The sequence below is a fragment of the Streptomyces sp. NPDC023481 genome (assembly GCF_055560195.1).
The window spans coordinates 291,821-311,110 of sequence record NZ_JBVHJE010000007.1; the positions used below are offsets into that span (position 1 = coordinate 291,821).

A 19,290-nucleotide genomic window follows, 5' to 3' on the forward strand; every position below is an offset into this window, starting at 1 on the left:
CCGGCCGCTCAGTACAGGGCCTGGTAGCCCCGCCACCCCGTGCCGATGCCGGTACGCGGTCCGAAGGAGCCCTTGCCGTCGCCGTCGGTGCGCCACAGCCTGCCGGAGGTGTCACGGGAGACGAGGTCCGCCTTCCCGTCCCCCGTGATGTCGCCGACGCCGACCACGGCGTCGTATGAGGCACCCCAGCCGTCGGCCACCTTCACCCGCGCCCCGAAGCCACCGGTCCCGGTGCCCGCGTACCGCCACAGCCTGTTGTTCGTGTCCTGTGCCAGCAGGTCGCCGACGCCGTCGCCGTCGAGGTCGCCGGCGCCGACGACCTTCTTGTACCCGGACCACTTGGCGAAGAGCTTCACCCGTGCCGACAACGTGCCGGCGCCGGTGGCCCTGTACAGGTAGAGGTCACCGGTGGACGCCTGGCGGGCGACCAGGTCCGCCCGGCCGTCGCCGGTGAGGTCGCCGGGGGAGGTCAGCACGTCGTACTGGTTCCAGCCCGACGTCCCGAGCGTGGTGTACGGCGTGGACGTCGTCAGGGCCTTGCCGCACCCCGGGCGGTACGCGCGCAGCGCACCGCCGGCGAACCGCACCAGTACGTCGTCGCAGCGGTCGCCGTTCAGGCCGCCGAACGGCACCGCGGTGACCGAGGACGGCCATCCCGCAGCGGAGGTCCTGGTCGGGAACCTCCCCGAGCCGTCGCCCCGTTGGAAGGAGAGTTCGCCGTTTGAGGTGAGCGTGAGCAGGTCGCCGATGCCGTCGGAGCCGACGTGGTCGCGTCTCACGGCCGCGCCGCCGGTCAGCCTCAGCGTGCCGGACGCCGTCGCCGGCGCGCCGTGCCCGTCGGCCGGGGCCGCCGTCAGCGTCCAGCCGTACGTGCCGTTCGGCACGTACGCGTCCGTCGCCGTCCTGCCGTTCCAGGACGCCTGGACCGCGTCGGGCGCGGCGCCACCGGACAGGGTGCGCACGGTGGCCCCGGTCGCCCTGTTCCTGAGCACCAGCGTCCAGGACGCGGCCGGCCTCGACAGCCACCACGTGCCGTCCCACGAGGACGACGGGTCCGCCAGGTCGACCGAGGACTCCGTCCGCGCCCCCAGGACCGCGAGGTCCGTGGCGGGGACGCCGGCGCGCAGGACGTGGATGTCCTGGGAGGCGGGGTCCACGTAGCCGACCAGGCCGGTGTACGGGTCGAGGTCCCACTTCCCGGTCCCGGTGGCCAGGGTCCGGCGCACCGCGGAGCCGCGCGTGACATCGGTGAGGGTCAGCGTTCCGGACGGGGAGTCACGGGTGACGAGGAAGCCGTCGCCCAGGTGCGGTTCCCCGCCGGTGGGCACGGCCACGAGCGTCCTGCCGCGGGTGTCGTACACGAAGGCCTTCCGGGCGCTCCCCTGGGCGGAGGCGCAGGAACCGGACCAGTACACCCAGCGTCCCACCGCCTGGAGTCCGTCCGGACGGCAGCCGGCGCCCACGCGGAACGACGTGATCGCGGTGTCCGAGCGGATCTCCGTGGCCGCGACACCGCCGTCCGCGGCCGCCGCCCACAGCGTCCGGCCCCACAGGGCGGAGGGCAGCGCACCGGCCGCGCCCGTGCGGGTGCGTACGGCCTTCCGGGCGTCCAGGTCCTCCACCACCAGACCGTCCCCGGCGGGCGTGGGCCCGCGCCAGGCCGCGTACCGGCCCGCGACGCCCACGAGGCCCTGGCCGTCCCGGAGCCCGGAGGTCACCACGGCGCCGGGAAGGGGCCGGTCCCGGTCCAGTACGGAGACCTCCCCGGCCGTGTCCCGGACGACCGCCCGGCCGTCGCCCGTACCCCTCAGGTCGGGACAGTCGCCGTAGTCCCCGGCCATGACCCCGCACCGCGTGGTCGCGCCCCGGTCGGCGCGCGGGCCCACCGCCAGGGTCCCCGCCGTGATGGTCGAGCGGCTGTACAGGTGTGTCGACCCGTCACCGGACTCGTAGGTCATCAGCTCGCCGCCGCTCAGATCGAGCGACTCGACGCCCAGGGGCACGGGCGGCAGGCCCACGATCCGGCGGGCCCGCAGCGAACCGCCGTCCCCCGCTTCGACCTTGGCGATGCCGTAGTCCTGGGCGGACTCCCCGCCGGCGAGGAGGAGGCCGCCGTCGGGGGTGGCGAGGGCGGCCGGGTCCGCCCGCCGGAACAGGGGGCGTTCCGCGGAGCCGTCGAAGGGCAGCGCCGACACACTCCAGAGGGAGGAGCCGTCGCGCCGCGCGACGACGAGCGCGTCACCGACCACGCCGAGGATCCGGTTGTCGGCGGTGCGGGGGAACGCGACCTCGTGCGCGGGCGCGTCCCACGCGCCCTCGGCGTACACCCGCACCCGGGACGTGCCGTACCAGCCGGCCAGGTAGCCGGGCCCCACCACGCTGTCCTGGCCCGCCAGTTGGGCGGGCAGGGGGGTGGCGGCACCGGTCTGCGTGTCCACCCAGGCGTACCGGAGGGTCCGGTCGGGGCCGTGGTAGCCGACCAGGATGCCGGTGGCGGAACCCCTGGGGGAGAAGGGGAAGACCACCCCGTCCGGAAGTCCGGTCACGGGCCTGTGCACCGTGCCGCCGTCCTCGTCGCGCAGCAGGAACAGCCGGGTGCGTTCCCCGTCTGTCGACGTGTTGGTCAGGACGGTGTGTCCGTACGTCTGCAGATAACTCTGGCCCGGCGGGACGGTCACGGTCCGGCTCGTGCCGGCCGCCATGTCCCGGAGCAGCACCTGCCCCCCACTGCTCTGGGACGGGGGAAGGGCGACGACGTCCGAACCGGTGCCGTACGCACCCGCGGTGCGTGGCGGGAGCCGCTCGCCGCCTTCCACCGGCCTGCGGCTGCCGTCGTAGCCGGTCCACCACAGGCCCGAACTCCCGGCGGTGGAGCGGTACTCCAGGAAACCGGAGGCCCCCGCGCTCTGCAGGGACGCCGTGCGCGGAGCCGTGCGCATCGTGGCCGGGATGACGATCTCCGTCGCGGTGTCCGCGTACGCGGCCGGCGCGGCGGGCACGCAGAGCGCCAACCCGATGAGCGTACCGACACAGCCGCGCAGGGCGGTACGACGCGTCACTTGCTTCCCCTCCCCGCGGAGGGCCCCACCCCCCCGAACAAGCGGGCGAATGCTAACACGCGGGCGTTCACAGGGCCGTTCACATCCGGATCACTCGCACTCGCAAAGTGCATCCCGCGTTGTTCGCATGTCCGCGTCACAACGCACGGGTAAATGTCATCAGGCGTGACACCAAGCACACGAGGTAGTAGCCTCCTCAACGGTCCAGCGGAATTCTCGAGTGAGGATCCGTATTCCTAGGAACAGCGCAGGTCGGAGCGTTGGTGATTTCTCGGGAAGGGATTGCGGGTGGATTACGCGGGGGACGTCCTTGCCGTAGGAGAAGTTCGAGAGAACAGTGACGAGATCCCCGGCGAGCAGCTCGGGGAATATCATGGATTAGCCGCGGAGCTGAGTCCGGTCGAGACCGTTCCGATCGTGTCGATAATGCCCGGCGACTCTCCTCGTCTCGACGGGGAGGATCACTCGCATGCCCAGATACTCGCGAATGTCGACCATCCGCTGCCGCCGATCATCGTGCATCGCCAGACGATGCGCGTGATCGACGGGTCGCACCGGCTCATGGCGGCGTCGATGAAAGGCCGGGAGACCATCGACGTCCGGTTCTTCGAGGGCCCCGGGGAACTCACCTTCCTCATCGCGGTCCGGGAGAACGTCACGCACGGCCTGCCGCTGACGCGGGCCGACCGCGAGGCGGCCGCGCGCCGGGTGCTCGCCGCGCAGCCCCTCTGGTCCGACCGGGCGGTCGCCGCGGTGACCGGCCTGGCAGCGCGAACCGTGGCCTCTCTTCGCAGGACCATCATGGAGTGTTCGACTGCGGACCCGGCGCAGTTGAACGTGCGTTTGGGCAGGGACGGCCGGTACCGGCCGGTCAACTACAGCCAGGGACGGCTGCGCGCCAGCGAGGTGGTCACCGCCTACCCGGAGATGCCGCTGCGTGAAGTGGCACGTCAGGCGGGGGTTTCCGTCGCCACCGCGCGCGATGTCCGGCAACGGATCCAACGCGGGGCCGACCCGCTCCCGCCGAAGCTGCGCCCGGCCGCGCAGGACACCGGGCCGGGCAGGGCGGACACACCGGACCCGCCCGTCGAACGCGCGACCGGTGAACAGCCGCCCGTACGCCCGCGGCCGGCCGGCTACGAGACCGCCGACTGGTCGGCACTGCGCGCCAAGCTCCTCCAGGACCCGCTGCTGCGGTACTCGGAGTCGGGCCGGACCCTGTTCCGCTGGTACGACACGCACACGATCGGCACGCAGGACGTGGCGGCGGGCGTCGACGGGGTGCCGCCGCACTGGATCAAGGAGATCGCCGCCGTGGCCCGTTCCTGCGGGGAAATCTGGCTGAGTATCGCAAGAGAGCTGGAAGGTCAACGGCAGGAGTTCTGACCGGTGGCCGGGGGCAATGCCGGTGGCCGGGGGCGAATAGGTTCCCGGCCGCCGGCATTCCCATGCTCTCCTTGACGCTCAAACCCCGGCGTACGACGATTCGTTGGCCTCTCGCGAAAGGAAGGTCGTATGCCAAGTCTGACCCGTGAGGAAGCGGGGGAACGCGGTGCCCTGCTCCAGGTCCGCTCCTATTGTGTCGACCTCGATCTGACCACCGGACCGGACACGTTCCGCTCGACGACGAAGGTCTGTTTCGACGCCCGCGAAACCGGGGCGGAAACCTTCCTGGACATCCAGCCGAAGGAACTCCGCTCGATCACGCTGAACGGCCGGCCGCTGGATGTCACGGCATTGCGGGACGGCCGGTTCCCGCTCACCGGACTCGCCACGGAAAACGAACTCGTCGTGGTCGCCGACATGGGTTACTCGCACGAGTGCGAAGGACTCCACCGCTATGTCGACCCCGCCGACGGCGAGACCTACGTGTATTCCTTCGTCTACGTCGACAACGCGCCCCGCGTCTTCGCCTGTTTCGACCAGCCCGACCTGAAGGCCCCGTACGAGTTCGGCCTGCGGGTGCCCGAGACCTGGCAGGTGCTCGGCAACAGCGAGGCGGTGCGCACCGGGCCCGGCCGGTGGAAGCTCACCGAGTCGCCGGCCCTGGCCACCTATCTGACCGCGCTCGTCGCCGGGCCGTACGCCTCCTTCCGGTCCGAGCACCAGGGCATCCCCCTCGGGCTGCACTGCCGTGCCTCGCTCGCGGACTCCCTGAAGACCGACCTGGACGAGGTCTTCGAGATCACCGCCCAGTGCCTGGACGCCTACACCGAACTCTTCGGTGTGGGGCACCCGTTCGCCAAGCTCGACCAGGTCTTCGTGCCCGAGTTCAGCGTGCTCTCGCTCGACCATCCCGGCTGTGTGCTGCTGCGCGAGCAGTACCTCTTCAGCTCGGCCGCCACCGACAGCGAGCGCGAGACCAGGGCCGTCGTCCTCGCCCACGGCATCTCCCTGCTGTGGCTGGCCGGCCTGGTGACCAACACCTGGTGGAACGACCTGTGGCTGGGCCAGTCGCTCGCCGACTACATGGCGCACCGCGTCACCAGCGAGGCCACCCGGTTCCCCGGACCGCCCACGACGTTCGCCGCCCGCCGCAAGGCCCAGGCGTACGTGCCCGACCAGCGCCCCTCCACCCACCCGGTCAGCATCGAGGGCCCCGACGTGCGCACGGTGCAGCTGGAGCTGGACCGGATCTCGTACTTCAAGGGCCACTCGGCGCTGCGCCAACTCGCCGCGCACGTCGGCGACGAGGCGCTGCGCGCCGGACTGCGCACCTACTTCGACCGGCACGCCTACTCCACGGCGACCTTCGCGGACTTCCTCGCCGCGATGAGCGAGGCGGCCGGTACCGACCTGACCGACTGGGCCGACGCGTGGCTGCACTCGGCCAACGTGAACACACTCACCCCCGAGTTCACCGTCGCCGACGGGCGGATCACCACCGCCGCCGTCCTCCAGGGCGCCCCCGACAGCCACCCGGTCCTGCGCACCCACACCATGGACGTGGGCCTGTACTACCCGGACCACAGCACCACCGTCCGGGTCCGCGTCGACGGTGAGCGCACCGAACTGCCGGAACTGGTGGGCCGTCCGGCGCCCTCGTTCCTCCTCCTCAACGACGGCGACCTCACCTACGCCAAGATCGGCTTCGACCCCGGTTCGCGGGCCGCGCTGCCCGAGGCGCTGCCCGGGCTCTCCCCGCTGAACCGGGCGATGGTGTGGTGCGCCCTGCTGCTGGGCGTGCAGGACGGGACGTACCCGGCGGCCGCCCATCTGGACCTGGTGAGCCGGATGGTCCGGGAGGAGAACGAGCTGTCGATCCTGGCCGAGGTCCTCGAACAGGCCCGCAACGACGTCGCCGACCGGTTCCTCGCACCGGAGGAACGGCCCGCGGCGATGGCCCGGGTCGCCGAGGCGCTGCGCGGCAGGCTCGCCCGCACCGACGCGCGGGACGAGCGGATGATCACGCTGTTCCGGGGCCTGGTCGACTTCACCTCGGACACCATGGAGTTGTCCGGCTGGCTGGCCGGCGACGGGCTGCCCCCGGGACTGGTCCTGGACACCGACGTGAGCTGGCGCATCCGTTACCGGCTCGCCGTGCTCGGCGGCATGGACACCGCCGACATCGCCACCGCCCTGGAGGCCGGGCCGGGCGCCGTGGCCGAGCAGTTCGCGGCGAAGTGCCGGGCGGCGCTGCCCGAGGCGAGCGCCAAGGACGCGGCGTGGACCTCGATCATGCACGGCGCCGACCTGTCCAACTACGAACTGTGGTCCCTGGCCGAGGGGTTCTGGCAGCCCGAGCAGACGGCGCTGACACAGCCGTACGTCGAGCGGTTCTTCACGGAGATGCCCGCCGCCGCCCGCCACCGCGGCGATCTGGTGCTGGATCTGCTGCTGCGCTTCCTCTACCCGCGCTACGCCGCCACCCCCGAAACCATCGCGGCGGCAAAGCGGATGCTCGCCCTCGACGGACTTCCGGTGACCCTGCGCCGCCGGGCGGCGGACCACACCCATGATCTGCGCCGGGTGGTCGCGGCCCGGGCGGCCTGGGCGGAGGCGGAGTGACAGGGGCGGCCGGGCGCTCCCCGCGGATCGCGATCATCGGGGGCGGGGTCGCGGGCGCCCTGCTCGCCTGGCGGACCGTCCGGGCACCCGGCGGGGCGTCGGTGGCCCTGTTCACCGCGGGCGCCGGCGGGCGGGCGGACGCGTCGGGGGCCTCCGGCGGGCTGGTCCGGGGGTTCGAGCCCACCGCGGCGGCGGCCGCGGCGGCGGCGGAGAGCCTCGCCGAGATCAGGGGCAGCGACGTGCTGCGCGAGTGGTCCGGATACCGGGAGACCGGGGCGCTGTACGTGCTGCCCGGCGGCGCCGCCGCACAGGAGCCGGCCGACGTCGTCCAGGCCCGTCTGCCGGGCTCGGCCGAGATCGTCGGCCGCGACGAGGTGGTCCGCGCCTACCCCTTCCGCGACCTGCCCGCCGACTGCGTCGCCGTGGTGGAGCGGTACGCCGGGCACATCTCCCCGCACCGGCTGCGCACCGCGGCCCTGGCGGCGGCGGCGCGGGCGGGGGCCGCCGTCCACGAGACGGCGGTCGACGCGGTGACCCGGGACCCGGCCGTGCGGACGGCGGACGGCCGCACGCTGCGCTACGACCGGGTCGTCCTCGCGGCGGGCGCCTGGACACCCGGGCTGCTGGCCCGCAGCGGGCTGCCGCCGGCGGGACTCACCACCAAGCAGATCCAGTACAGCCTGTGCACGGCACCCCTGGAGGGGCTCGGACCATTCGTCGAGGAGAACTCCGGGCTCTACGGCCGGCCCCACGAGGGCGGGCGGTTCCTGCTCGGCCTCCCGAGCGAGCGGTGGGGCGTCGATCCCGACGCCGTGACAGCGGACACGGCGCTGGCGGCGCGGCTGGCCGAGCGCGCCCGGCACGTCTTCGGCGTCGCCGTCTCCGTGGGCCGTACCGTCGCCTCCAGCGACTGCTATCACGATCCGGCGGGCCTGGAACTGCGTTCCCTCGGACCGGGACTGCACACCTTCACCGGCGGCAGCGGAGGCGCGGCCAAGACCGTGGTCTCGGCGAGCAGGAAGGCGGCCGCCGCCCTGCTGGCCTGACAGCCGTACGCCATTCGACAGATTTTCGCAACGAGTGCGGGCCGGGATATTTCCCGGCCCGCACTCGTTTTTCCCGTGCGTGTTCAACTCGGCCGTTCTATGCGCGTTCAACTTGGCCTTTTTCGTTCAACTCGGGCCCGGCGACCGACTGTTGATTCGGTCTTGGAGACCGGCGAAGATTCGATGCGGCCGCAGAACCGCAGCGAGAGAGAGATATCCATGGCGCAGCTTTCGCATGGCTTCGGAATTACCGGTTTCGGTTACTCGTTCGGGGTGGACCAGAATGTCGAAGAAGTAGCGGGAACCTATGTCCCCGATCCGGAACGCATTCTCCAGTGGGGCTACCACACCTTTCACCGGGCCCCCGACGACGTCACCACGACCGACCTGGCGGCACGGGCCGCGCGCGACGCCCTCGCCCGCACCTCGGTCGACGCCGACGAGGTGGACCTGCTGGTGCTGGCCACCTCCGAGCACCCCGAATACCCTCACTGGGACGGCTCGGCGGCGCTGGGCCGGGCCCTGGGGATGGAGAGCCGGCAGACCCTGCTGCTGAACGAGGGCTGTGCCTCGGGCGTCACCGGACTCGGCATCGTGGCCGGCGTCCTCGCCGTGCAGCCGGAGATCAACACCGTGCTGTTCGTCGCGGTGAACCGGGTCAGCGAGTTCCACCGCAACCGGATGACCGTCAACAACGCGGTGCACAGCGACGGTGCCGTGGCCGCGGTCCTGCGGCGCGGTCACGAACGCAACGCCTGGCTGTCCACCGACCAGTTCACCGTCCCGGAACTGTGCGACTGGTTCCGCACCGACTACGGCGGCGCGGTCGCCCCGCTGCCTCCCGAGGGCTGGTCCAGCAAGACGGCCCCGGCCGGCCACGTGCGGGTGCAGGAGCACTTCCGGCGCGAGCCCGCCCGGCTCCGCGAGTTCGGCCGGGCGGCCGTCACCCGCACCCTCGACGTCGTCGACGGGGCGTGCAAGCGGGCCGGGGTCGGCCGCGACGAGGTGACGCACCTGATCTACATCAACGACCCGGACGGCATCGCCGACGTCGCCGAGCCGCTCGGCATCCCCCTGGAGCGCACCAACTCCGAACTGGCCCGGGCGCACGGGCACATGGGCTCCGCCGACCAGCTCACCGCGCTCGGCGAGCTGATCGGGCAGGGCGTGGTGGCCCCCGGCGACCTGGTCGCGCTGACCGGGATCTCCATCGGCATGCGCTGGTACTGCTCCCTCGTCCGGGCCTGACCCGCGGCCGACAGGAAGGCACCGATCGTGAGCGAGAGCGAGAACCCGACGGGCGCCCTGCGCGCGGCCGTACGGGAACGGCGTATGCCCGGCCCCCGCACCCGCCGGGCACTGCTCCAGAGCGACGACCCGGCGCTGGCCCGGCAGGCCGGCCGGATCCTGAAGACCCTGGCCGTGGACGGGGACCGGCCCCGCGAGGTCGAGGTGGCCGTGCTGGCCACCTGCACCGTCGGCCCGTTCGAGCCGCTGCTGCGGACCCAGCTGGTGGGCGCCGGACTGCTGCCCACCCTGCGGCCTGCGGACTACGGCACCTTCGACATGACCCTGGCCACCGGGTCGTTCACCCGCGACGGCGACCCCGGCCTTGTCGCGCTGCTGCTGGACGCCGGGTACTTCCTGCCGGGGGACTGGAGCGCCGCCGAGCCCGACGTCCTGGAGAAGCACGTCGGGACGCGGCTGGAGGAGTTCCGCACCCTGCTGGCCGGCGCCCTGGAGCACACCGCCGCCACCGTCGTCGTACACACCGTCCCGCTGCCCGCGCAGGTGCGGCACGGCATCATCAGCGTGCGCGCCCGGTCCCAGGTGGTCCGCGCCTGGTACCAGCTCAACGCGGCCCTCCTCGCCCTCGGTGAGGAGCACGCCCAGGTGGTCGCCGTCGACCTCGTCGGCGAGCTGGCCGAGACCCCGGTCCAGGCGGGTGACGTACGGCTGTACCGGTACGGCGACCTGCCCTACGGCGACGACGCCCTGCTGCTGCTGGCCCGCCTGGTGCGCCGGGTCGCCCAGGCCCGGGCGGGGCTGTCCCGCAAGGTGCTCGCCCTCGACCTGGACAACACCCTGTGGGGCGGCGTGCTCGGGGAGGTCGGCGCCCAGGGCGTCCAGCTGGGCGGCCTGTACCCGGGCAACTGCTACACGGAGCTGCAGCGCACCGTGGCACGGCTCCGGGAACAGGGCGTCATCCTCGTGCTGGCCAGCAAGAACGACCAGGACCAGGTGGACCGCGTGCTCGCCGAGCACCCGGACGTGGTGCTGCGGCCCGACACGTTCTCCGTGCGGATGGTCGACTGGTCGGCCAAGGCGGGCAACCTGCGCCGGGCGGCCGAGACGCTGTCCCTGTCGACGGAGTCGTTCGTCTTCATGGACGACTCCGACTTCGAGCGGGCGCAGGTCGCCGGCGAACTGCCGGAGGTCGCGGTGGTCTCCGCCGCCGGCGACCCGGCGTACCTGGTGGACTCGCTGCTGCGGCACGGCTGGTTCGACGTCGTGGCGCTCACCGACACCGACCGCAAGCGGCCCGAGCTGTACCGCAACCGTGCGCTGCGCGGCGACTTCTCGTCCGGGTTCGACTCCTCGGAGGACTTCCTCAGGGCGCTGGACCTCGGCGTCGAGGTGGCGCCCGCGACGGAGTACACGATCAGCCGGATCTCCCAGCTCGCCGCCCGCACCAACCAGTTCAACCTGACCGGGATCCGCTACGACGAGGCCGCCACCCGGCGGATGAGCGAGGGCGACGGCCACCTGGTGCTGTCCGTGTCGGTCACCGACCGGTTCGGCGACGAGGGCATCGTCGGCGCCCTGTGGGTGGAGCGCACCCCGGACGTGTGGCGGGTCCTCAACCTCGTCCTGAGCTGCCGGGTGCTCAGCCGCGGCGTGGAACGGGCGGCCGTCGGCTGGCTCGCCGGCGAGGCCGCGAAGGCCGGTGCCCGCACGGTCGAGGGCCGCTTCCGGCGCTCGGACCGCAACGGCGTGGCCGCGGACTTCTGGACCACCGCCGGCTTCACCCCGGCCGCCTCCGCCGAGGAGACGGCCACCGAGGACACCCGGGTCTTCACCCTCGACGCGGACACCGCGGCGGGGATCACACCGGAATGGATCGCACTGAACGAAAGGAACGGGTCCCCGCATGAGTGAACCGGATTCGATCGAGGAGTCGGTGACCGAGATCATCGCCGACGTGCTGGGCGCCGACCCCGCGGAGATCCCCGCGGACACGGCTCTCGCGACCCTCGGGTGGGACAGCATGAACTCGATGGAGGCGCTGGTGCGCCTGGAGAAGCAGTTCTCCGTCAGCCTCGACCTGCGGTCCTTCCACGCCGCCTACACCGTGACCGAGATGGTCGCGCTGGTCGAGAAGATCCGGGCCGGTGCGCCGCACCGCCCGTGACACAACACCCCCGTCTCGGCAGGGAATCCCCGGCAGGACGGTTTCGGCACGGCAGTTTCGGCACGGCAATTACGGCAGGGCATGCACGGCAGGAATTCAGGGAGGACCAATTGCGGCACCAAGAAGTCGACGTTCTCGCCATAGGCGCCGGCCCGGCGAACCTCGCGCTCGGCATCGCGCTGGAGGAGCTGGCCCCCAAGGAGCTGGCCGCCGGCACACTGATCATCGAGCAGCACGACGACACCGTCTGGCAGCGGGGCATGCTGCTGCCCTGGACGCAGAGCCAGGTGTCGTTCCTCAAGGACCTGGTGACCCTGCGCAACCCGCGCAGCGAGTTCTCCTTCGTCAACTACCTGTACTCGATCGGCAGGCTCGACGAGTTCATCAACCTCGGCACGTTCACGCCGTACCGCTCGGAGATCTCCGGATACCTCCAGTGGGTGGCCTCCTCCCTGCGCGAGGTGCGGGTCGAGTACGGCCGCCGGTGCGTGTCGATCGAGCCCGCCCCGGCCCGGGGCGGTGAGGTCTCCCACTGGCTGGCGCGGACCGCCGACGGCTCCGTCATCTCCAGCCGCAACCTGGTGATCGGCGCGGGCCGGGACGCCTACGTGCCCGCCGAACTCACCGGGCTGCCGGGGCACCGCGTCATCCACAGCACGCGCTACTCCGAGCGGATCGAGCAGGTCGACCCGGGCGAGGCGCGCAGGATCGTGGTGATCGGGGGCGCGCAGAGCGCCGCCGAGCTGCTGTGGGCCGCGTACCAGCGCTTCCCCGAGGCGCAGTGCACGATGCTGATGCGCTCGATCGGGCTGAACACCTACCAGACCAGCAAGTTCACCAACGAGCTGTTCTACCCCTCGTTCATCGACGACTTCTACGCGACGCAGTCCGAGACGCGCCGGCAGGTGCTGCGCGAGATGCACGTCACCAACTACGCGGGGCTCGCCCCGGCCATGCTGGAGACGCTCTACCGCGAGATGTACCAGGAGCGGCTGCAGGGCACCGAGCGCCTGCGCATGCGCACCCTGACCGACGTGGCGGGCGCCCGCATGGACGGTGACGAGGTCGTCCTGGAGACCGTCGACCGCAGGTCCGGCGAGCGTGCCGAGGTGCGCTGCGACCTCGTGCTGCTCGGCACCGGCTTCGTCCGCGAGATGCCCGCGATGGTACGGGAGCTGGCCGCCGCGACCGGCGCCGGCGAGGCCGCCGTCGACCGCAACTACCGGATGCGGCTGCCGGAGTCGTACACCGCCAACTGCTACCTCCAGGGCGTCAACGAGGCCACGCACGGCATCGCCGACTCCCTGCTCAGCGTGCTCGCCATGCGCTCCAAGGACATCGTGACCGACCTGCTGGCCCGCCGCGGCGCCGCCTCCGACGAGGCGCTGCTCGCCACAGCCCTGTGAGCGGGGCCCGCCGAACCGTCAGCGCACCCAGCGGCCGCACGCAGCGGTTAAGGAGACGAACGTGGAAATCCGAGAGCTCGACCGGGACAACCTCGCACCCGACAACGGCCTGCGCGCCCAGCGCCTGTTCCCCTGGCCGGCCCTGAACGCGCCCTTCGAGGGCTCCTGGTGCGTCGTACCGCCCGGCGCGGAGTCCGGCCCGCACAGCCACCACGAGTACGAGGTGTGGATCGCCATGACCGGTGAGGCGGCGATCGTCAGCGAGGGCAGGAAGGTGCCGTTCACCGCCGGTGACGTCGCCCACTTCCAGCCCGGCACCCGGCACCAGGTCGTCAACGAGGGGACCGCCGACTTCCAGATGTACGCGGTCTGGTGGGACGCCGAGCTGGCGGAGCGGTTCAGCGCCCGGCACCAGGAGGAGACGGCATGAGCGCGCGCGGCAAGCGCCGTGCCGTCGTCGTCGCGGCGACCCCCACCCCCAACGGCGACCTGCACATCGGCCACATGGCCGGCCCCTACCTCGCGGGTGACGTCTACAGCCGCTATCTGGCGGCCGACGGCCGGGACGTCATCTACACGACCTGCACCGACGACAGCCAGACCTACGTCACCACCACGGCCCGCCGGCTCGGCGTACCGCCCGAGCAGCTGTGCGCCACGTCCACCGCGCAGATCGAGCGGACCATCACCGCGATGGGCCTGTCGATGCAGGGCCTGCCGCCCGTCGACGACCGCTACCGCGCCACCGTACGGGAGTTCTTCACCCGGCTGCACGAGGCCGGCCGCCTGCGCGAGCGCACCGTCCGGCTGCCGTACGAGGAGAGGAGCGGCCGGTACCTGTACGACGGCCTGATGACCGGCCACTGCCCCGTCTGCCTGACCGGCAGCAGCGGAGGCGTGTGCGAGGGGTGCGGGCATCCCAACAACGCCGACGAACTGCTCGGCCCACGCTCGGTCCTGGACCCCGACTCCCCGGTCACCACCCGGGAGGCGACCATCCTGGTGCTGCCCATGGAGGAGTACCGGGAGCGGCTGACGTCGTACTTCGCCGAGCGCCTCGCCCGCTGGCGGCCGCACGCCGCCCAGCTGGTGCGCGAACTGCTGGGCCGCCCGCTGCCGGAGATACCCGTGACGGTCCCCGGCGACCGGGGCGTCGAGGCGCCCTTCCCCGAGACACCGGGGCAGATCCTCTACCCGTGGGTGGAGGCCATGCCGGCCGTCATGTACAGCACCTGGTGGTCGGCCGCCCGGCGCGGCGAGGCCCCCGGCACCGTGGACGAGCTGTGGCGTGCCGGGAGCGGGACCGAGCTGGTCTACTTCCACGGCTTCGACAACGTCTACCACTGGGGTCTGATGGACCTCGTGCTGCTGATGGCGCACGGCGAGCGGTACGTCCTGCCCGAGGCCAACATCAGCAACGAGTTCTACGACCTGGAGGGCGAGAAGTTCTCCACCAGCCGCAACCACCTGATCTGGTCGGCGGACCTGCTGGCCGAGGTGCCCAGGGACCTGGTCCGCTTCTATCTGGCGCTGACCGCACCGGAGTTCCAGCGCACGAACTTCAGCACGGCGGCCCTGGCCGAGGTGACCGAGCGGCGGCTGACCGGGCCCTGGAACCGGCTGTCGGAGGTGCTCGTCGCCCTCGCCCCGGCCGGCTCCGCGAGCCCGCTGCCGACCACCGCGGCGGGCCGGGACCGGGCCGCCGGGATCATCGAGCGGTTCCGCCTCACCTACGAGCTGGAGGCGTTCAGCCTGGGCCGCAGCGCCGAGAACCTCGCGGCGTCACTCGACCGGCTGGCGTCGCTGGCCGAGCGGGTGCGCGCGGGGGAGGACACCCTCACCGCCGGTGACCTGCTGCTCCAGGTGCGGGCGCTGCTGGCCTGCGCCGCCCCGCTGCTCGTCGACGCGGCCGCCGAGGCGGCGGCCGCGGGCGTGGAGCTGGCCCTGGACGCCGAACAGCCCGAGAAGATCACGCCGTTCACCCTGCCGCGGCTGCCGCGGACGGTCCGGGACGGCGCCGGACGCACGGAGGTGGCGGCATGAAGCTGCTCACGCTGGAGACGGTGCAGTACCTGACCTACTATCACGGCCGCTACCGGCAGGTGGAGGACCTGGGCGTCGACCTCTACGTGCTCAACGGCGAGGGCACGGACGACTTCTGGCGGGCCGACCGCTACCGGACGGCCGGCTCCCGGAAGATCGACGACATCGTCGCCATGGCCCGGCAGTGGCACGCGAAGGAACGTTTCGACGGAGTGATCACCTTCTCCGAGTCCTCCGTCATCACCGTCGCCGCGGTCGCCGAGGCGCTGGGCCTGCCGGGCATCGGCGTACCGGCCGCCGTGTGCAGCAGGAACAAGTTCCTGATGCGGCAGGCCTACGCCCGGGCGGGCGCCCCGATCCCGTCGTTCCGGCTGGTGGAGAGCCTGGACGACGCGCTGGAGGCGGCGGCCGACTTCGGCTACCCGGTCATCCTGAAACCGACCCTCGGCGCGGGCAGCCACTTCGTCTTCCGGGTCGACACCCCCGAGGAGATGGCCGTACGGCACACCCAGGCGGCAGAGGGCATCCGCGACCTGTTCTGGGTCAACTCCGAGGCCGAGGGGGTGGACCTCGGCCCGAACGGCCTGCTGGTGGAGTCCTTCCTGGACGGCCGCGAGTACCTGATGGAAGCCGTCGTGTGGGACGACGACGTCTACCTCGGCTCGGTGGTGGACCGGATCACCGCCGAGGGCGGCACCTTCGACGACGACGTCCACCACGCGCCCACCTCGCTCGGGCCCGAGGAGATCGAGAAGGTCCGCCGGGCCGTCCTGGCCGGCGCGCACGCCCAGGGGCTGCGGCGCAGTGTGCTGCACGCCGAGGTCAGGTACCACGACGGCGAGCCCCACCTGCTGGAGATCGCCGCCCGCGTCGGCGGGGGCGGCCTCGACCTGATCGCCCGCAAGACGGCCGACCACGACCCCATCAGGGCCGTCGTGGACATCGGACGCGGGGTGCGCCCCGACGTACGGCACTTCCGGCCGACCGGGGTCCACATCACCGCCATGTGCCTGATCAGCGAGGCCGGCGTGGTCGACCGGGTGGAGGTGCCGCCGGAGGTCGCCGAGTCGGACCGGGTCTTCCTGCTGAAGATCACCGCCCGGCCGGGCGACGTGATCCGCCGGCCCCCGGACGGCAACACCATCCTCGGCTTCCTGGGGACGACCGGGGACTCCCAGGAGGAGGCGTTCCGCACGATGACCGACCTCGCCTCCCGGATCAAGGTGACGTTCCGCCGGCCGGTGCTGCAGGACTCCGCCGCGGCCTCCTGACCCCGCACCCCGCCGCCCGGCGGCCCCGCCCCCACCCTTCGCGCAAGGAGAACCGACAGTGCAGCAAGACACCACGTCCGCACGCCGCGCCACCGCCGCCACCGCGGCCGGGGGCGGCCGCCCCGTCCGGACGGTGCGGCCCCGGCGCTACCTGATGTGCTCGCCGGTCCACTTCGACGTCGTCTACTCCATCAACCCGTGGATGGAGCCGGAGAAGCCCACCGACACCGCCCTCGCCGTCGCCCAGTGGGAGCGGCTGCGCAGCCTCTACCTCGGCCTCGGCCACGAGGTCGAGCTGATCGACCCGGTCCCCGGCCTGCCCGACATGGTGTTCGCGGCCAACGGCGCCACCGTCGTCGACGGCAGGGTGCTGGCCGCCCGGTTCCGCCATCCCCAGCGGACCGACGAGGGCCCGGCCTACGCCGACTGGTTCCGGCAGCGCGGGTACGAGGTCCACGACGGCGTCCACGTCAACGAGGGCGAGGGCGACTACCTCGTCACCGGCGACCGGATCCTGGCCGGCACCGGCTTCCGCACCGACCGGCGCTCGCACGCCGAGGCGGAGCGCTTCCTCGGCCGCCCGGTGGTGACCCTGGACCTGGTCGACCCGCGCTTCTACCACCTCGACACCGCCCTGGCCGTGCTCGACCACGAGGAGATCATGTACTACCCGGCGGCCTTCACCGCCGAGAGCCGCCGCACCCTGCGCGAGCTGTACCCGGACGCGATCGAGGCGACCGAGGACGACGCGGCGGTGTTCGGCCTGAACGCGGTGTCGGACGGCCGGCACGTGCTGCTGCCCGAGCAGGCCACCCACCTCATCGACGCGCTGTGGAGCCGCGGCTTCGTGCCGATCGGCGTGGACCTGTCCGAGCTGCTGAAGTCCGGCGGCAGCTCCAAGTGCTGCACGCTGGAGATCCGCGACCGGGCGGCGAGGGCCGACGCATGATCGACTACGACGGGCGCCGGTTCCGTCCCGCCGAGGCGGAGGCCGAGGGACGCACGGCGGTCTACCGGCAGGAGGGCGACCTGCTGTGGGGCACGTTCTCCGGCGGACGCGCCCGGCGCGGCTCGCTGACCGGCGTCTGCGCCCCCGACGGCTCCCTCGACTTCGCGTACTCCATGGTCCTGGACGACGGCGAGGTCGTCTCCGGGCGCTGCCGCAGCACCCCGGAGATCCGCGAGGACGGCGGTGTGGACCTGCGCGAGGAGTGGGAGCGGTACGGGGCCCACGCGGCCCGGGGCGTGTCGTACCTGAAGGAGGTCAGGTGATGTCGTCCACCCCCAGGAAGGGCGGCACGGTGACCTGGGCCTGCGCCCCCGGGTTCCCGCCCGCGGTGATCTTCCCCTTCACCCCCGCCGAGCGGATGGGGACCCGGAACATCTACGAGTTCCAGATGCTGATGTACCGGCCGCTGTACTACTTCGGCAGCCGCGGCACCCCGGACGTGGACTACGACCAGAGCATCGGCGAGCCGCCGCGGTGGAGCGAGGACGGGCTGACCGTCACGGTGAAGGTCAAGCCGTGGAAGTGGTCCAACGGCGAGACCCTGTGCGCGGACAACGTGCTGTTCTGGGTCAACCTGATGAAGGTCAAGGGCGACCGGTACGGCGAGTACGTGCCCGGGTACTTCCCCGACAACCTGACCTCGTACGGCAAACTCGCCGAGGACACGGTCTACTTCACCTTCGACAAGGCCTACTCGAAGAAGTGGGTGCTGATGAATCAGCTCAGCACCATCACCCCGCTGCCCAGGGCCTGGGACCGCACCGCCGACGGCCCCGCCGACGCCTCCGGCGGCCTGGCCGACGTACCCGCCGTCTACGACTACCTGATGGCGGAGCAGGGCGACATCGTCGACGAGGGCAACGAGCACCGCACCCGGTGGGCCGACAGCCCCATCTGGAGCGTGGTCAGCGGACCCTGGCGGCTGAAGAGCTACACGCTGGAGGGCCTGGTCACCTTCGTGCCCAACGCGCACTACTCCGGGCCCGACAAGCCCTACCTGGACGAGTTCCGCCAGGTGCCGACGTTCTCGGACGACGAGGAGTACGAGCTGCTCAAGGCCGGCCCGCACGGCGAGAACGGCATCCAGGTCGGCTACCTGCCGCTGAGCTTCGCCTCCGAACCGGCCACCGACCCCACCGTGGGCGGCCCCAACCCGCTGGCGGAGAACTACACCCTGGTGCCGCAGGCCGCCTTCTGCATCCGCTACTTCTGCCTCAACTACAACAACCCCACGGTGGCCGGGAGGATATTCCGGCAGACGTACTTCCGGCAGGCGCTGCAGAGCACCCTCGACCAGGACTCCGCCGTACGCGACATCTACCAGGGCTACGCCTACCGGCAGAACGGTCCCGTGCCGATGGTCCCCGCGACCGACCTCGTCTCCCCCCGCCAGCGCGGGGGAGCCTGGCCGCTGCCGTTCGACGTCGACCACGCCCGTGAACTGCTGGCGGCCAACGGCTGGGACACCACCACGACCCCCGCGGTCTGCGTGAACCCCGGCACCGGACCCGGCCAGGCCGGCGAGGGCATCCCGGCGGGCACCAAGCTGAGCTTCTCCCTGCGCTACGTCGAGGGGCGCCCGGCGCTGACCCGGCTGATGGAGAAGTACCGCAAGGACGCGGCCGCCGCCGGCATCGAGCTGCGCATGGAGGAGGTGTACGGCTCGGTGCTCGTCGCCGAGGACGCGCCCTGCACCGCCGGACCCGACTGCCTGTGGGAGATGACCTGCTGGAACGGCGGCTGGGCCTACCACTACCCGAGCGGCGAGATCCTCTTCCAGACCGGCGCGGGCGGCAACTTCGGCCACTACAGCGACCCCCGGGCCGACCGGCTCATCGAGGCGTCCGTCACCTCGGACGACCTGGAGGCGCTCTACACCTACCAGGACTTCATCGCCGAGCAGGTACCGGTCATCTTCACCCCGAACTTCCCCATCAGGCTCTTCGAGGTGTCGAACGACCTCGGAGGATTCGGGCCGGTGAACCCGTTCGGGATGATCAACCCCGAGAACTGGTACTACCGCGAGGACACGTGAC

14 protein-coding genes are annotated in these 19,290 nt (G+C 71.9%); 13 read left to right on the forward strand and 1 reads right to left on the reverse strand.

The features are described 5' to 3' along the window. Positions 1-8: 8 nt before the first annotated feature. The gene (locus tag ACZ3ZD_RS17170; RefSeq protein ID WP_467397740.1) at positions 9-3,059 is read right to left on the reverse strand and encodes an FG-GAP-like repeat-containing protein; all 3,051 of its coding nucleotides are present in this window, start codon (positions 3,057-3,059) and stop codon (positions 9-11) included. Between the two features lie 288 nt (positions 3,060-3,347). Between ACZ3ZD_RS17170 and ACZ3ZD_RS17175 the strand changes: the two genes are divergently transcribed. The 13 genes from ACZ3ZD_RS17175 (at position 3,348) to ACZ3ZD_RS17235 (ending at position 19,289) form a co-directional block, all read left to right on the forward strand. After that, positions 3,348-4,445 (forward strand): ParB/RepB/Spo0J family partition protein, encoded by a 1,098-nt coding sequence (locus tag ACZ3ZD_RS17175; protein ID WP_467397742.1) that lies wholly within the window; start codon positions 3,348-3,350, stop codon positions 4,443-4,445. Positions 4,446-4,574: 129 nt separating this feature from the next. Beyond that, positions 4,575-7,067 carry an aminopeptidase N gene (gene pepN / locus ACZ3ZD_RS17180; RefSeq protein ID WP_467397745.1) on the forward strand — a complete coding sequence of 831 codons (2,493 nt, stop codon included), beginning with the start codon at positions 4,575-4,577 and terminating at the stop codon, positions 7,065-7,067. Next, on the forward strand, positions 7,064-8,113 hold the full coding sequence (locus ACZ3ZD_RS17185) for an NAD(P)/FAD-dependent oxidoreductase (RefSeq protein WP_467397747.1): 1,050 nt from the start codon (positions 7,064-7,066) through the stop codon (positions 8,111-8,113). The genes pepN and ACZ3ZD_RS17185 overlap by 4 nt, the downstream gene beginning before the upstream one ends. Before the next feature lie 219 nt (positions 8,114-8,332). Continuing rightward, complete coding sequence (locus ACZ3ZD_RS17190; protein ID WP_467397750.1) at positions 8,333-9,361, forward strand: 3-oxoacyl-[acyl-carrier-protein] synthase III C-terminal domain-containing protein; 1,029 nt, start codon at positions 8,333-8,335, stop codon at positions 9,359-9,361. A gap of 27 nt (positions 9,362-9,388) precedes the next feature. Next, complete coding sequence (locus ACZ3ZD_RS17195; protein WP_467397752.1) at positions 9,389-11,272, forward strand: HAD-IIIC family phosphatase; 1,884 nt, start codon at positions 9,389-9,391, stop codon at positions 11,270-11,272. Further along, positions 11,265-11,525, forward strand: a complete 261-nt coding sequence (locus ACZ3ZD_RS17200; RefSeq protein WP_467397754.1) for an acyl carrier protein — start codon at positions 11,265-11,267, stop codon at positions 11,523-11,525. Before ACZ3ZD_RS17195 ends, ACZ3ZD_RS17200 begins: the two co-directional genes overlap by 8 nt. Before the next feature lie 110 nt (positions 11,526-11,635). Further along, positions 11,636-12,931 carry a SidA/IucD/PvdA family monooxygenase gene (locus ACZ3ZD_RS17205; protein ID WP_467397757.1) on the forward strand — a complete coding sequence of 432 codons (1,296 nt, stop codon included), beginning with the start codon at positions 11,636-11,638 and terminating at the stop codon, positions 12,929-12,931. A gap of 61 nt (positions 12,932-12,992) precedes the next feature. Further along, positions 12,993-13,361, forward strand: coding sequence for a cupin domain-containing protein (locus ACZ3ZD_RS17210; RefSeq protein ID WP_467397759.1), 369 nt, complete (start codon positions 12,993-12,995; stop codon positions 13,359-13,361). Next, on the forward strand, positions 13,358-14,974 hold the full coding sequence (locus tag ACZ3ZD_RS17215) for a class I tRNA ligase family protein (protein WP_467397762.1): 1,617 nt from the start codon (positions 13,358-13,360) through the stop codon (positions 14,972-14,974). The genes ACZ3ZD_RS17210 and ACZ3ZD_RS17215 overlap by 4 nt, the downstream gene beginning before the upstream one ends. Then, a complete protein-coding gene (locus ACZ3ZD_RS17220) occupies positions 14,971-16,245 on the forward strand; it encodes an ATP-grasp domain-containing protein (RefSeq protein WP_467397764.1) in 1,275 nt (424 codons plus the stop codon). Before ACZ3ZD_RS17215 ends, ACZ3ZD_RS17220 begins: the two co-directional genes overlap by 4 nt. Positions 16,246-16,399: 154 nt before the next feature. After that, positions 16,400-17,194, forward strand: coding sequence for a dimethylargininase (gene ddaH, locus ACZ3ZD_RS17225; RefSeq protein WP_467397882.1), 795 nt, complete (start codon positions 16,400-16,402; stop codon positions 17,192-17,194). Then, on the forward strand, positions 17,191-17,517 hold the full coding sequence (locus ACZ3ZD_RS17230; RefSeq protein ID WP_467397767.1) for an avidin-fold protein: 327 nt from the start codon (positions 17,191-17,193) through the stop codon (positions 17,515-17,517). Before ddaH ends, ACZ3ZD_RS17230 begins: the two co-directional genes overlap by 4 nt. Next, positions 17,517-19,289 carry an ABC transporter substrate-binding protein gene (locus ACZ3ZD_RS17235; RefSeq protein ID WP_467397769.1) on the forward strand — a complete coding sequence of 591 codons (1,773 nt, stop codon included), beginning with the start codon at positions 17,517-17,519 and terminating at the stop codon, positions 19,287-19,289. Before ACZ3ZD_RS17230 ends, ACZ3ZD_RS17235 begins: the two co-directional genes overlap by 1 nt. Position 19,290 lies beyond the last annotated feature (1 nt).